A 12,983-nucleotide genomic window follows, 5' to 3' on the forward strand; every position below is an offset into this window, starting at 1 on the left:
ACCTAGAAACGGGTGAACACGGCGAAAATCGGCAGGGATTGCAGCAAGTCGAGATACAGTTGCGACAATCCATCCCTGCCGACCACGATGCGATCGCCAGGCATCAGCAGCGGATCGAGCATGGTACCTTCCCGCACCGCACCATAATCGAACTTGGCGATCTCCATACCCTCCGGCGTCTGGCGGAAAACTGCGACCTGTTCCACGTTCGCAACACGTTCAGGACCGCCGGCAAGCGCTATCCCGCCGCTCAGACGAGTGCCGGGCTGGAACGGGAACAAGCCCGGATTACCTACCGAGCCTTCCACCGTCACAAGGTGCGAAGCATAGCTGGCGACGTTCACTGCCACGCTGGGATCGCGCAGGTAGCGCGCCCCGAGCGCCGTCTCCACAGCCTCCTGGAATTGCACAGCGGTCAGCCCGGCTGCGTCCATCGTCCCAATCAGGGGAAGGGAGACCTTTCCGTCAGGGCCAATTTGCAAGCCGGTGGCAGACAGCTCTTCTTCGCGAAAAACTGTAACGTCGATGACATCGGACGGGCGCAGCGCGTAATATTCGGGGGCTTCGTAAGAAAAATGCTGCTGGTTGAGAGCGGCAAGCGGCTCGGTGACCGCCCTGCCGGGGCCTATATTCGGCCCGGAGGAGCATGCCATGGTGGCCCCGCACATAGCGACAACGAGACACGCCCTTGTCCGGGCAACCAGCTTTCGATGCTGCAAAACAGCCCCCCTATCATCCGTAAAGCGCACCATCGACGACCCCGCAAAAGCCGATAAGTAAAATTACCTGAGTTATCAACAAGCATGTTTCATGTTGCAAAGCAATGCCCCCTGGCCAAAACCGGTATCGGCGCAGCATGAGCCGTGCCAAAAAAGGAACCGACTGCCCGTTGCGGTTCGCTTCGCCAGCCACTGGGAATCCTCTGCACTCGAAATGACAACTGTCCTGATCGTCCTGATTTACGGCGTCGTGGCGTTAACATGCCTCGGCGCCGCAGCTCTTGCTGCAGTGCAGCATATGCCGAAGCCGGATCGCGTGCTCTGGGCCGTCATCGCAATCGCCTTCGCACTGCTGATCGTGATCCGCCTCGAAGGCGTTGAGGAATCGCTGCGGCAGTGGCTGCGCGGCCTTTCGCGGACCGAAGGCTGGTATGCGAACCGCCGCCAGTTCCAGATGCCGCTCGCACTCGTGACCGTGCTTCTCGCCGCAGCGGCCGGCTGGCTTGCCTGGCACCGGCTCCGCATCACAAACTCAAGATCGCGACGTGCCGTGTGGGTAGCTGCCATGGCAACGCTCGGCTATTTGCCGCTCTATGCCTTGCGCATCGTATCGCTGCATCTGACGGACGTGCTGCTTTATTATGGACCCGTGAAGGTGAACTGGGTCGTCGATGGCGGACTGGCCCTGGTGGTCGCCGCAAGTGCTTTTTATTATGGCCGACGGGTTATGCGTCGGGGGAGGCAGCCATCATGACCCGCGAAGGCCGGCCCGTTATTTGTCTTGCCGCATCCGGCGGCGGGCATGTCCGCCAGATCCTCGATCTCGCGCCGTTATGGGATGAGTATCCGCATTTCCTCGTGACCGAGGCGACCGCACTCGGCCGTTCGCTGAGCGAGAAATTCGACACCAGCTTCGTGCCCCATTTCGCCCTCGGGCAAGCGAAGCTCGGCGCACCCTTCCTTATGCTGGGCCGAGCCTTGTCCAGCTTGTGGACATCGCTGCGTATCGTGCTGAAGCGCCGGCCCGATATCGTCATCACCACCGGCGCGGGATCGCAGGTCTTCATCCTCTTCTGGGCGCGCCTGCTTGGCGCGCGCATCATCCTGATCGACAGTTTCGCGCGGTTCGACGCCCCCAGCGCCTTCGCACGCATGGCGGGTTTCCTGGCGCACCATCGCTTCGCCCAGTCGGAAGGCTCGGCCCGGTCATGGAATGGCGCGGTGGCTTTCGACCCGCTCAAGCATATCGACACACCGGCACCAGAAAAGGAGGATCTGCTGCTTGCGACGGTGGGCGCGACGCTGCCCTTCGCACGCCTGGTCGACTATGTAGCTGCGGCAAAGGAAGCAGGGCATATACCCGAACGCGTCTTGCTGCAGGTGGGCGAGGACGGAGAGGGGGGCGAAGGCATCGACGGTGTCGAGACGGTAAAGGAACTGTCGTTCGATGCAATCAGGCAATCCCTGACCAAGGCGAAGCTCGTCGTCTGCCATGGCGGTACCGGCTCCATAATCACCGCCCTGCAACAACACTGCCGAGTGATTGTGATCCCGCGCCAGTTCGCGCTGGGCGAGCATTACGACAACCACCAGGTGGAAATCGCCGAGGCCTTTGCCGCGCGCGGCCTGATCTTGGTCGCGCACGATCAGGAAAGTTTCGCCGAAGCGCTCGAAAAGGCGAGGAACCACCGGCCCCAAGCGGTGACGACCGATTATTCAGAGATGATCGCCGCCCTGCGGCCCATCGTAGAGAGCGTCGTGCCTCGGCGCAGCGGGACCGCCCTTACCGGCTAGATCCATTGCCCACGCCTAGCGCGTATGGACAAAGACGCAGTTTTCCTTGTCGCGCCGGACCAGCGAATAGCCCGCCTTCTGCAGTCGCCTGACGATAGGCCGCACACGCCAGAGCGGCGCCGGTGAATCGAATTCCACGCATAGCGTGCCGGGAAGGATGGAATCGTCCAGCATGCGGTCGATCACTTTGCCCCAGCTGCCTTCGATATCGATCTTGAGCAGGTCGATGCGCTCATGCCCGAGCCGTTCCATGACGGTCGAAATGGTGAGGCATTCGGCCTCGAAATATTCCTCCGTGCCATGGAGGTTCTCGACGAAGAAATTGACATGGCGCGGGTCGGCAGGCGCATGGAAGCGAACCACTTCGTCACGGTCGAGCAGACCCCATGGATGCATCCGGACCCGCCCCCTGTTCTCGCGCTCCATATATTCCAGCGCGCGCGGCGTGGGATCGAAGCTGTGCACTTCCAGGCCCATCTCGTCGGCCAGCGCGAAATCGAAGGTGGCATCAAGGCCGACGCCGCCGCAATAGGCAACCGATCCTGCCGCGAGGTCTGCGGGAACCCACCATGCGGCATGCCCCTGGCCATATTGCCTGAGTTCGACGGCGTTCTTCACGACCTGCCCCTGCAGCCAGCGCCGGGAAACCAGCCTGTTGGCCCGCCGCCAGGCCCTGCCGAGTGTTCTTGATAGCATTATGGATCCCTCAAACCGGCCTGCGTCACGCGCGCGCCTGGAACCAGCGCTTGGCGACCACTTTCACGTTGAAGCGGTCAACATCGAATTGCCGCTCTACCGGAATATCTCCCATCAGCGCCGCCGTGACCGAAAAGGTCGAGTGGCGGCTGTGGATCAGCCAGTCGCAACGCGACAGCGCGACCATGTCGGCCAGCGCCGCGCGCGCCTCGCGCACGGGGTCGGCGAATTCATCCTGGCTGAAATGCAGCGCGGCACCGTCCTGCGAAAGCGTCTTGGGCAGCGTATGCACCCGCTCGTAACGTGACAGGACCGCCTCTTGCGCCTCGCTGCTGTCGGTTGCGAGGAACAGCGCCGCATCGGGCTGGGCTTCGCGCATGCGGTCGATCCGGTGCAGAATCTTGGCAATAGGCACCTTGCGGTCGGTGAAGCGCAGGTGAACCCCGATCAGCGGGCCCTCAATATGCGCGAAGGCCGCGTCGACCGCCTCTCGCACCTCCGCAACCGGGGTGAAATAGCGGTGCAGCATCTCCTTGGTGATCTCGTCTTCCGATCTGCCGACGAAACGCTTGTCTCGCGACAGGACGCCGGCAAGCCGCTGCATCTTGGGAAGATAGGACCAGAAGACAGCCACTGGCGCGTCCGAATCCGGCGCCGAAAGGTCCACGCACAGCTTGCGATAGACGAAAGGGCTGCGGTGCGAGCGCGGATATCGCGCGCGAATGATATCGACGGGCTGCTTGTGCAGCTGGCCCGACCATACGGGCGGAGCGGCAATGTCCGCGCCGTCGTACAGGGCAGGGTCGCCGCTATGCTGCGCATCGAACAGCAGCGGATAGAGATTGACGCCTTCCGGGACATAGGCGCCATCGCGCCAGTCTATACACGGCTGCCTTCCATGCAGCCGCGCATACACACAGCCGGTGACGGCCGAGAGGATCCGGTTGCCCAGCCCGCCCTTGGCTTTAACCAGCAAGACGCGCCGCAGGTCTGCATCCCCGGTCGATACGACATCGCCCGCATCTACAGGGGAAGCCTTTTCGGGAACACGCGACGCCATGGCCGACCCATAGATGCAATTTCGCAGTCTCGGCAACAGCCTTGCTGCATCGCACCAATCTTCAGCCGGTTTCGAATTGCCATGCCACGACGGCAAAGCTAGTGATTCCGCAGACTCTTGCCGAGGCCTTCGGCAGACAATCCCCAAGCCGCCAGGTTGGTCCAGAAGTCAGACGGATCCCTGCGCCGGGCACACAGCAGCGAGGTTCCAGCGCCAGGCATGCAATCATCTTCGAAGACAGCACTTATCACTGGCGTTACCGGGCAGGATGGCGCTTATCTCGCGCACCTGCTGCTCGAAAAGGGATATGAGGTGCATGGCATCAAGCGCCGCTCCTCCAGTTTCAACACCGGCCGGATCGAGGATATCTACCAGGATCCGCATGTCGATAACCGGCGCTTCCACCTGCATTATGGCGACCTGACGGATTCCACCAACCTCATCCGCATCGTGCAGGAAGTGAAACCCGCCGAAATCTACAACCTCGCCGCGCAAAGCCATGTGGCGGTGAGTTTCGAAACGCCCGAATATACCGCCAACTCTGATGCCGTCGGCGCGCTGCGGCTGCTGGAGGCGATGCGCATCCTGGGGATGGAGAAGAGCTGCCGCTTCTACCAGGCCTCCACTTCGGAGCTCTATGGCCTGGTGCAGGAAGTCCCGCAGCGCGAGACGACGCCCTTCTATCCGCGCAGCCCCTATGCCGCGGCCAAGCTCTATGCCTACTGGATCACGGTCAATTACCGCGAAGCCTATGGCATGCATGCTTCGAACGGCATCCTGTTCAACCATGAAAGCCCGCTGCGCGGAGAGACCTTCGTCACCCGCAAGATCACCCGCGCCGCCGCCGCCATCGCATTGGGACGGCAGGACAAGCTCTATCTCGGCAATCTCGATGCGCAGCGCGACTGGGGCCACGCCAAGGAATATGTCCGCGGCATGTGGCTGATGATGCAGCAGGACGAGCCCGACGACTATGTCCTTGCAACGGGCGAGACCACTTATGTCCGCGACTTCGTGCGCTGGGCTTTCGAGGACGCAGGCATCCCCATCGAATTCCGCGGCGAGGGCGTGGAGGAGAAGGGCTATGCGCAATCCGACGGCCGCTTGCTGGTGGAGGTCGATCCGCGCTATTTCCGGCCCACCGAGGTCGACCTGTTGATCGGTGACCCGGCCAAGGCGCACCAGAAGCTCGGCTGGCGGCACGAGACCAGCGTGCGCGAGCTGGCCCGCGAAATGGTCGAGGCGGACATGCAGGTGATGCGCAACGAAACCATTTCCGGGAGCGACTGATGACATATGACCTCGCCGGCAAGCGCATCTATGTCGCCGGGCACAAGGGCATGGTGGGATCGGCCATCGTCCGACGGCTGGCTTCGGAGGAATGCGAGGTCCTGACTGCAGATCGTTCGGTCGACCTGCGCGAACAGGCGGCGGTGCGCAGCTGGTTCGCCGACAATCGGCCCGATGCGGTAATAGTCGCGGCGGCGAAGGTTGGCGGCATTCTTGCGAATGACAGCTATCCGGCGGAATTCCTCTACGACAACCTCATGATCGAGGCGAATGTCATCGATGCTGCCTGGCGCAACGAGGCGGAGAAGCTGCTCTTCCTCGGTTCCTCCTGCATCTATCCCAAGCTGGCGCCGCAGCCGATCCCCGAAGAGGCGCTGCTGACCGGCCCTCTGGAGCCGACGAATGAATGGTATGCCATTGCCAAGATCGCCGGGATCAAGCTGTGCCAGGCCTATCGCCGGCAATATGGCTGCGACTTCATCAGCGCGATGCCGACCAACCTTTATGGCCCCGGCGACAATTTCGACCTTGCGTCAAGTCACGTCCTGCCCGCGTTGATCCGCAAGGCGCATGAGGCCAAGCTGGCGGGGGCGCCCTCCATCGAGATCTGGGGCACGGGAACGCCCCGACGCGAATTCCTGCATGTCGATGACCTGGCCGATGGCTGCGTGTTCCTGCTCAAGACCTATTCGGGCGAGGAGCATGTGAACCTGGGTTCCGGTAGCGACCTGCCAATTATCGAACTGGCGCAGATGGTTTGCGATGTCGTCGGCTTCGAGGGAACGATCACGAAGGACTCCAGCAAACCCGACGGCACGCCGCGCAAGCTGATGAGCGGAGACAGGATCGCTGCGATGGGGTGGAAACCGCGCATCGCCCTCCGCGATGGCATTGCCGATGCCTATCGCGCCTTCCTAGCGGCCTAGCGATCCGCGTCGCCTAAAACGCGCGGTGGTGTACCAGCACGCGCAGCGTAGAGGCCAGGATATGCACGTCCCGCCACAGGCTCCAGCGGCTCATATACTCCATGTCCGAGTGCAACCGGTCGACCAGGTCCCTTTCGGTATCGGTCGCACCGCGATAGCCGCGCACCTGCGCCAGCCCGGTAATGCCCGGCCGCAGCGAATGGCGCTGCCAGTACTTGCGATCGACTTGCCAGAAGGTCTTGCCTCCCGCCAGCGATCCCAGCGCATGCGGACGCGGCCCGACCAGGCTCATGTCGCCGCGCACCACATTGATGAGCTGCGGCAGTTCGTCGATGCTGGTGCGCCTGATGAAGTTACCGACGCGCGTCACTCGCGCATCGTCCTGCGAAGCTGAAACCCCGCCGTCGGGATCTGATTTCGCCACACTCATCGAGCGGAACTTGATGATGTCAAAGAAGGTGTTTCCCCTGCCCATGCGGCGCTGCAGGAAGAACACCGGCCCGCCGTCTTCCAGCTTGATGGCCAGCGCCACCAGCAGCATCGGCAGGGACAGCACGGCCAGCGCGGGCAGGGTCAGGGCAAGGTCGAAACAGCGCTTCATGATCCGCGCACGAATGCCCAGCTGCCCGGTCGACACGATCAGCGAGGCCATACCGGTATCGAGATAGTGGCGAATGCCAAGCGCGCCGATCTGCTGGGCATATTCGCTGATAACTTCGCCATGTATGCCCGAACCCTTGAGCACTTCGGACCAGGCAATGCGCTGCTCGGGCTGGCAGCTGACGATGACCTGGTCCATGTTGCGCAAATAGCGCGACAGTCGGTCCAGCGCCGCGGGATCGGCGATATCGGGCCGCAAGCCATGATCCCGCGCATCCACCCGGTAGAGGTGCGGGATGGCAACCTTCGGCCCGCCGGCTTCGATCAGCAGGCGATTGGTCGCGCTCGGTCCCCAGGCGTGCCGGATCGCCCGGGCCGCCAGATAGCGGACCGCGACCATGACCATCCCGGAGAGGATCATTCCGCCGACGAACACCACGCGCGAGAACTCGGCATTGAACTTTGCGAAGAAGGCAACGAAATTGAGAAGGATGGCAGACACGAGAAGCGCGGACAGAGCGCGACCGGCAGCCATTTTCCAGTCGGTCAGTCCATCGCGTGAATAGGTGGAATTGTAGAAGGCGATGGTATGGAACATCGGCAGCAGCAAGTAGACTGCCAGCATCGCATCTCTGCCCGCACGCGGATAGAGTTCGCGGATCAGCCAGAAGCTGACGAGCAGCACCAGCCCATCGAGCAGCATTTGCATCACGTGAAGCCGCAAGCGCCTGCGCTCGAGCGGCATGGCAAGCCCGTTGCGCGGCGGGTTCGGGATACGCCGCGGAATGGCGTCGACTGTGCCGTCAGCTGTCAGGTCAGCTGCAGCGTTGTCGATCTCCGCCCTGGCCGGAGTGAGATCCATTGCGCGTCGTGCCCCCTGCTTCCAGCTGAGGAATTACGTAGATATACCTAATATCCCGTCAACCCGCGTTGACCAGTCATCCGCAGGTGAAATGCGGTGACGCGTGCTAAAATGCGGGTTGTTGAGTGATTTAGCGTCGGCTGGCTGCGACGCGGGCAATCTGCGTAAGTGTCTGCGCCAGCAGCAAATCGGCCGTCTGGCTGTTGCTCAGCAGGCTGCGATGCAGCTCTGCAAGGCGCGGGACCAGCCGTTCCAGCTTGTGCGCGGGCCAGCGCCGCAACTGCACGCCAAGGTCGCGCTTGTCGCGAAAGAATACGCGCTGGCGATCGAGCAGCGCGTTGATGTCCTCACCCGGCTGGAGCTTGGCGGCAAGGCCCGCCAGCTGCGCCGCGCGCCGCTCCAAAGCCAGCGCCACGCCCACGGCATTGAGGCCGACTTCGCTCATTCGCGCCAGTTCGGCCGGCAGCTTGCGCACCTCACCTGAGAGGACGGCGTTGACCAGCGACATGAAGCCGTCCTCCTCTGTCTTCGCGCCGATTTCCTCATAGGCGGCAGGTTCGGCCAGCTTGGGCGATTGCGGCGAGGCATCGAGATAGAGCGCCAGCTTTTCGACCTCGGACTGCGCAAGCCGCACGTCGAGGCTGGCCGCGCGCGCGATCCGTTCGGCAAGGTCACCGCCCAGACGCACGCCCGCAGCATCGGCCATGGTGCGCACTTCGCCGGTCACGGAACGCAGGTCGGGCGGGTAGAACATCGCCACCACACCGTCATCGCGCTTCAGCAGCAGCTTGGCGGTGCGCGACTTGTCGGTGGCGGAAGTGGCGACGATGAAGATCGGGCAGGCGCCCGCGGTTTCGCCCACATCCGCCATTTCGAGGAAAGTGCGGACAGCGTCATGCGCCTCTTCGCCCGCCACGCGCGCCAGGATATGCCGTGCTCCGCCGAAGAGCGAGGTCGAGCGCGCCTCGTCCACCAGCCGCACGGGATCGGACTTGAGATCCGCACCGGAAAGGTCGACCCGCTCGCCGGCATCGGGGAGCATGGCGATGACCTTGGCGGCGGCGGAGGACGCCCCCGCCTCATCCTGTCCACAGAAGAACCAGATCGCACAACCGGGGCCCGCGCGCTGCGCTACCGCCAGGAAGTCGCGCTGCGTCGCCTTCACGACGGCGCGCTGAGCGCCAAAGTCAGGCGCGAGACAATGCGGTCGGCGACCTGCTGCGCGAGGTTTTCCAGCGCCGTCTGCTCGGCCGCGATGGTGGCGAATTCGGAGGAGACGATATCGATGCCGGCATCCGATCCCGCCGTCGCATCGACAAGGATCGCTCCGCTCTCGATATCGACGAGCTGGTAGCGTGCGCGCAAAGTCCGCCGCTCGCGCCCGATCGTATCGTCGGTGAGGAGGCCGAGGCCTTCGAGCTGGTCGTCGAGCAGCACGTCGAGGCGATAGCGCGTCGGCGCATCCTTGCCCGTCTGGCCCAGCCGGTCCTCCAGCGCATTGCGCACCAGCCAGCCCTCGCGCCCCTCAATGGGTGAGACCTCGACCGCCGCCAGCCCCTGCGCTACGGCGCCATCGGCCCCGCCGGCATAGATCGGCCTGAGGCCGCAAGCCGAAGTCGCGGCAAGCAGGCCGAGGGCTAGGGCAAGGCGCAGCGGCTTCATCACGTGACGATATTCACCAGCCTGTCGGGCACCACGATCACCTTTCGCACTTCGGCTCCGTCGATCGAACGCTGGACCTTCTCGCTGCTGAGTGCAAGCGCCTCCAGCTCTTCCTTCGGCAGGCCCTTGGCGACGGTGAGCGTATCGCGCAGCTTGCCCTTGTGCTGGACGGCAATGGTCACCTCGTCCTCGACCAGCATGGCCTCGTCCACGTCCGGCCATGCCGCTTCGGCAATGAGGCCAAACTGGCCATGGGTGTTGATGGCCCAGGCCTCCTCGGCCAGATGCGGCATCATCGGTGCCACCAAGAGCTGCAACTTCCTGATCGCTTCGGAACGGCTGGCAGAATATTCCGCCTTCTCTATCGCGCTCGTAAGCTCGTAAATCCGCGCGACGGCCTTGTTAAAGGCCAAAGCCTCGAAATCCTCGGCCATCGCAGCGATAGTCTGGTGCAGTCTGCGTTCAAGGGCGACATCCTGATTGGCATCTGCTCCTGCCCCTCCTGCGCCGATCTGTCCAAACAGCCGCCATAGGCGCTGGACGAAGCGGCCGCAGCCCTCGATCCCGGCTTCGGACCACGGCAGGTCACGCTCGGGCGGGCTATCGGACAGCATGAACCAGCGCACCGCATCGGCGCCGTAATCGGCAATGATGTCTTCCGGGTCGACGACGTTCTTCTTCGACTTGGACATCTTGATGACCTTGCCGATATCGACCGCCTCACCATCGGCCTTCAGCACCGCGCCATCGCTCGAACGATCGACTTCAGCGGGCGTGAAATAAGTCTCGCGCGCGCCATCCTTGCGGCTGTAGGTCTCATGCGTGACCATGCCCTGCGTGAACAGCGAAGCGAAGGGCTCCTGCACATCGACGAGGCCGCAATGGGCCAGTGCGCGCGTCCAGAAACGGGCATAGAGCAAGTGCAGGATCGCGTGCTCGATCCCGCCGATATATTGCTCGACCGGCATCCATTGCGCGACTTCGGCTGCATCGAAAGGCTTGTCTGCCGGCTGGCTCGCAAAGCGCAGGAAATACCAGCTGGAATTGACGAAGGTGTCGAGCGTGTCGGTCTCCCGCTCCGCCTTGCCGCCGCATTTCGGGCAGTCGACATGTTTCCAGGTCGGATGGCGCAATAGCGGGTTGCCCGGAGTGGAGAAGTCCACATCCTCGGGCAGCTTCACCGGCAGCTGGTCCTTCGGCACCGGCACCACGCCGCAGGCACCGCAATGGACGAAAGGGATCGGCGTGCCCCAGTAACGCTGGCGCGAAACGCCCCAGTCGCGCAGGCGCCACACGGTCTTGCCCTCGCCAGAGCCCGCAGCCTCGATCCGCTTGATGACCTCGGCCTTGGCATCGGCGACGCTCACGCCATTGAGGAAGTCGGAATTGACGCAGACGCCATCGCCCGCCTCGGCTTCGGTGAGCGGTGCGTCGGCCTCATCGGCATTGGCGGCAATCACGCGCGTGATCGGCAGGCCGTATTTGGTCGCGAAATCGAAGTCACGCTGGTCATGCCCCGGCACGGCCATGATCGCGCCGGTGCCGTAATCCATCAGCACGAAATTGGCGATGTAGACGGGCAGGTCCGCACCGCTGAACGGATGCTTCGCGGTGATGCCGGTATCGAAGCCGAGCTTCTCCGCAGTTTCCAGTTCGGCAGCGGTGGTGCCGCCTTCGCGGCACTTCTCGATAAAGGCCTGCGCCTCTGCATTGCCATCGGCAACACCTTGCGCCAGCGGATGGTCCGCCGCGACCGCGACGAAGCTCGCACCGAAGATCGTATCCGGACGCGTGGTGTAGACATCCAGCTTTTCGCCATTCGAAAGGTCGAAGGCGAATTGCAGGCCGGTGCTCTTGCCGATCCAGTTTTCCTGCATCAGCCGCACCTTTTCGGGCCAGCCTTCGAGATCTCCCAACCCGTCGAGCAAGTCCTGCGCGAAATGGGTGATCTTGAGGAACCACTGGTTGAGGTTGCGCTTCTCCACCAGCGCGCCCGAGCGCCAGCCGCGCCCATCCACCACCTGCTCATTGGCGAGCACGGTCTGGTCCACTGGGTCCCAGTTCACCGCGCTTGTCCGGCGATAGACGAGGCCTGCCTCGTAAAGGTCGAGGAACAGCGCCTGTTCGTGGCCGTAATATTCAGGGTCGCAGGTCGCAAATTCGCGGGACCAGTCGAGCGCGAAGCCCAGCTGCTTCAGCTGGCCCTTCATCGTGGCGATATTGTCATAGGTCCAGCCGGCGGGGTGGACACCCTTTTCCATCGCCGCGTTTTCCGCCGGCATGCCGAAGGCGTCCCAGCCCATCGGATGCAGCACCTCATGCCCGCGCATCGCCTTGTAGCGGGCCAGCACGTCACCCATCGTATAGTTGCGGACATGGCCGATATGGATGCGCCCGCTGGGATAGGGAAACATCTCCAGCACGTAGCTCTTGGGCTTGTCGCTGGTGGAATCAGCTTCGAAGCAGCGCACCTCTTCCCACGCCTTCTGCCAACGGCAGTCGGCCTGCCCGGCATCGAACCGGACATTGAAACGCGAATCAGTCATGGAAAAGCCTTGTGGTGTTTACGGGTCAGCCGATGGCGGAGCGGCGCAGGTCGCGCGCCTTGGTGAGGATGATGTCCTCCAGCCGCTGGACGGTGGCCGCCTGAACCGGCGCCTCCACCCAGACGCCGCCCTGCAGCACCTGGCGGCTGGCGGCGACGCGCAGCGCATCGGCGCGCAAATCCGCATCGAGGATGGAGACGGACACCTTCACCCGCTCTTCCGGGCTGTCAGGGTTCGCATACCAGTCGGTCACGATCACGCCGCCTGCACTGTCCGCCTGCGTCAGCGGCATGAAGGACAGCGTTTCCAGGCTGGCGCGCCAGAGATAGGAATTCACGCCGATATTGGTGATCTGCGAAGCGGCGATATCCGCCTGCGGCCGATCACCGCCACCCCCACATGCCGTCACGCCGAGTGCCAGCAGGCCCGCTGCAAACGAACGTGCGAGGCCTGCTGCCGGAGCAGTGCCGAGAGTTGCCATGCGGATTTTGGAGAGTGCCATTCTTGGTCCTGTATTCCTGTTTCGTACGGTGCGCACAAGGCACCCGAAGCGCCTCTATAGCTCGCCAGCGCCCTGCGGCAAGGCACTGCGGCCCCGCGTCCCCTACTGCATGCCCGGCCAGTGAACCACTGCTGAATTGGCAGCGGGAGCAAGTGGTTAATGTTGAGCTATGGCAACAGTTTGAAAAAACAGCACTGCCCTGTTGCACGGAACTGGCATAAGTGCCGGACTCGGTCTAAATAAACGACTCAGAGGAGAGAGTCGCAGTATCGGGGCATCAGCTGATGTTCAGCTGCGATATGGTTTCCTTGGATACGGCTTCGGGC

Annotated in this window: 12 protein-coding genes; 4 read left to right on the forward strand and 8 right to left on the reverse strand. The window is 63.1% G+C overall.

The annotated features are described in order from the left end of the window. Nucleotides 1-2 precede the first annotated feature (2 nt). Entirely contained in the window at nt 3-668 is a 666-nt protein-coding gene (locus E5222_RS14720; RefSeq protein WP_136694558.1) for a polysaccharide biosynthesis/export family protein, read from the reverse strand. Between the two features lie 265 nt (nt 669-933). Between E5222_RS14720 and E5222_RS14725 the strand changes: the two genes are divergently transcribed. Both E5222_RS14725 and welK read left to right on the forward strand, forming a co-directional pair. After that, the gene (locus tag E5222_RS14725) at nt 934-1,473 is read left to right on the forward strand and encodes a hypothetical protein (protein ID WP_136694559.1); all 540 of its coding nucleotides are present in this window, start codon (nt 934-936) and stop codon (nt 1,471-1,473) included. Then, nucleotides 1,470-2,513 (forward strand): beta-1,4-glucuronosyltransferase WelK, encoded by a 1,044-nt coding sequence (welK, locus tag E5222_RS14730; protein ID WP_136694560.1) that lies wholly within the window; start codon nt 1,470-1,472, stop codon nt 2,511-2,513. Before E5222_RS14725 ends, welK begins: the two co-directional genes overlap by 4 nt. A gap of 15 nt (nt 2,514-2,528) precedes the next feature. On the opposite strand, the gene E5222_RS14735 is transcribed toward welK, so the two are convergent. Beyond that, nucleotides 2,529-3,131: an FkbM family methyltransferase gene (locus E5222_RS14735; RefSeq protein WP_169053626.1), complete on the reverse strand. Its 603-nt coding sequence runs from the start codon at nt 3,129-3,131 to the stop codon at nt 2,529-2,531. A 103-nt stretch (nt 3,132-3,234) separates the two neighbouring features. Continuing rightward, the gene (locus E5222_RS14740) at nt 3,235-4,269 is read right to left on the reverse strand and encodes a nodulation protein NodZ (RefSeq protein ID WP_136694562.1); all 1,035 of its coding nucleotides are present in this window, start codon (nt 4,267-4,269) and stop codon (nt 3,235-3,237) included. 219 nt (nt 4,270-4,488) lie between these two features. On the opposite strand from E5222_RS14740, the gene gmd reads away from it, so the two are divergent. Together gmd and fcl are read left to right on the forward strand one after the other, a co-directional pair. Further along, nucleotides 4,489-5,559 (forward strand): GDP-mannose 4,6-dehydratase, encoded by a 1,071-nt coding sequence (gene gmd, locus E5222_RS14745; RefSeq protein WP_136694563.1) that lies wholly within the window; start codon nt 4,489-4,491, stop codon nt 5,557-5,559. Further along, nucleotides 5,559-6,485, forward strand: coding sequence for a GDP-L-fucose synthase (gene fcl / locus E5222_RS14750; protein ID WP_136694564.1), 927 nt, complete (start codon nt 5,559-5,561; stop codon nt 6,483-6,485). The genes gmd and fcl overlap by 1 nt, the downstream gene beginning before the upstream one ends. A 13-nt stretch (nt 6,486-6,498) precedes the next feature. On the opposite strand, the gene E5222_RS14755 is transcribed toward fcl, so the two are convergent. From E5222_RS14755 to E5222_RS14775, 5 genes are all read right to left on the reverse strand, one after another. Beyond that, complete coding sequence (locus E5222_RS14755) at nt 6,499-7,947, reverse strand: sugar transferase (RefSeq protein WP_136694565.1); 1,449 nt, start codon at nt 7,945-7,947, stop codon at nt 6,499-6,501. Between the two features lie 130 nt (nt 7,948-8,077). Further along, nucleotides 8,078-9,112 carry a DNA polymerase III subunit delta gene (gene holA, locus E5222_RS14760; RefSeq protein ID WP_136694566.1) on the reverse strand — a complete coding sequence of 345 codons (1,035 nt, stop codon included), beginning with the start codon at nt 9,110-9,112 and terminating at the stop codon, nt 8,078-8,080. Then, complete coding sequence (lptE, locus tag E5222_RS14765) at nt 9,109-9,609, reverse strand: LPS assembly lipoprotein LptE (RefSeq protein ID WP_136694865.1); 501 nt, start codon at nt 9,607-9,609, stop codon at nt 9,109-9,111. Before lptE ends, holA begins: the two co-directional genes overlap by 4 nt. Further along, nucleotides 9,609-12,155 carry a leucine--tRNA ligase gene (gene leuS, locus E5222_RS14770; protein WP_136694567.1) on the reverse strand — a complete coding sequence of 849 codons (2,547 nt, stop codon included), beginning with the start codon at nt 12,153-12,155 and terminating at the stop codon, nt 9,609-9,611. Before leuS ends, lptE begins: the two co-directional genes overlap by 1 nt. A gap of 25 nt (nt 12,156-12,180) precedes the next feature. Continuing rightward, nucleotides 12,181-12,636 carry a DUF3576 domain-containing protein gene (locus tag E5222_RS14775; protein WP_136694866.1) on the reverse strand — a complete coding sequence of 152 codons (456 nt, stop codon included), beginning with the start codon at nt 12,634-12,636 and terminating at the stop codon, nt 12,181-12,183. Nucleotides 12,637-12,983 lie beyond the last annotated feature (347 nt).

This window comes from Alteraurantiacibacter aquimixticola (assembly GCF_004965515.1).
GTDB lineage: Bacteria > Pseudomonadota > Alphaproteobacteria > Sphingomonadales > Sphingomonadaceae > Alteraurantiacibacter > Alteraurantiacibacter aquimixticola.

Bases quoted from the DNA above. Each gene is read 5' to 3' on its own strand.
- E5222_RS14755 (WP_136694565.1), bottom strand. From the start codon at position 7,947: ATGGATCTCACTCCGGCCAGGGCGGAGATCGACAACGCTGCAGCTGAC.
- lptE (WP_136694865.1), bottom strand. From the start codon at position 9,609: ATGAAGCCGCTGCGCCTTGCCCTAGCCCTCGGCCTGCTTGCCGCGACT.
- gmd (WP_136694563.1), top strand. From the start codon at position 4,489: ATGCAATCATCTTCGAAGACAGCACTTATCACTGGCGTTACCGGGCAG.
- E5222_RS14740 (WP_136694562.1), bottom strand. From the start codon at position 4,269: ATGGCGTCGCGTGTTCCCGAAAAGGCTTCCCCTGTAGATGCGGGCGAT.
- E5222_RS14720 (WP_136694558.1), bottom strand. From the start codon at position 668: ATGTGCGGGGCCACCATGGCATGCTCCTCCGGGCCGAATATAGGCCCC.
- E5222_RS14725 (WP_136694559.1), top strand. From the start codon at position 934: ATGACAACTGTCCTGATCGTCCTGATTTACGGCGTCGTGGCGTTAACA.
- welK (WP_136694560.1), top strand. From the start codon at position 1,470: ATGACCCGCGAAGGCCGGCCCGTTATTTGTCTTGCCGCATCCGGCGGC.
- fcl (WP_136694564.1), top strand. From the start codon at position 5,559: ATGACATATGACCTCGCCGGCAAGCGCATCTATGTCGCCGGGCACAAG.
- leuS (WP_136694567.1), bottom strand. From the start codon at position 12,155: ATGACTGATTCGCGTTTCAATGTCCGGTTCGATGCCGGGCAGGCCGAC.
- E5222_RS14775 (WP_136694866.1), bottom strand. From the start codon at position 12,636: ATGGCAACTCTCGGCACTGCTCCGGCAGCAGGCCTCGCACGTTCGTTT.